The 631-nt window shown below is 60.4% G+C and carries 1 protein-coding gene; it reads right to left on the reverse strand.

Going from position 1 to position 631, the window contains the following annotated elements; translation table 11 throughout:
* Positions 1-143: 143 nt before the first annotated feature.
* A complete protein-coding gene (locus EU800_RS29255; protein ID WP_129636368.1) occupies positions 144-548 on the reverse strand; it encodes a transposase in 405 nt (134 codons plus the stop codon).
* Between the last annotated feature and the right edge of the window lie 83 nt (positions 549-631).

Here is a 631-nt window from a genome sequence, read left to right on the forward strand (position 1 = left end):
CGATCCCGAGTGTTGTAATTTCCATGTGGTCGGTTCCTTCCTTAGCTGGTTCCAAACAGCACCAGCTTGGCACATCGCGATGCCGTTCGGGTGGAGCCGTCCACACCATCAGAAGAACGTGGCTTGATACAATCTCCGGTTGATTAACTCGGAATGGATTTTGGGGGCCACCAGTGGAATCCGGTTTGGCCTCGGACACGGTCGGGGTCATTTGCGAGCGCGACACATCGGTGGGCAACGACGTTATCGAGATCGGCGAGCGTGTCGAAGTGACGGTTTGCCAGGGGCTCGTCGACGTGGGTCCAGAGCGTCTCTGCCGGCTGCAATTCCGGTGAGTACGGCGGTAGATAGACGAGGCGGATGCCGTCGGGGACCGCCAACCCGGGGGCAGTGTGCCATCCCGCATTGTCCAGAACCAGAACAACGATCCGGTCGGGGCCTGCCCCGGCCTCGCGCGCGAACAGAGCGAGCGTGGCCTCGAACAGTTCCTTGGAAACGCTCGGGGCCCTATGTCCTGCCGGTCTCCGTGGTGACCCTGATCTGGTCATGGATGCTCGATTTCCAGTTCGGCATTCTGCAACCGATGATCGAATTCTTCATCGGCCGCCCGGTCGCCGTATTCAAGGATCCG

The sequence above is a fragment of the Tropicimonas sp. IMCC6043 genome (assembly GCF_004146235.1).
GTDB lineage: Bacteria > Pseudomonadota > Alphaproteobacteria > Rhodobacterales > Rhodobacteraceae > Tropicimonas.

What these genes read in the sequence shown, in the direction of transcription:
- EU800_RS29255 (WP_129636368.1), bottom strand. Translation starts at nt 548, where the DNA reads ATGACCAGATCAGGGTCACCACGGAGACCGGCAGGACATAGGGCCCCG.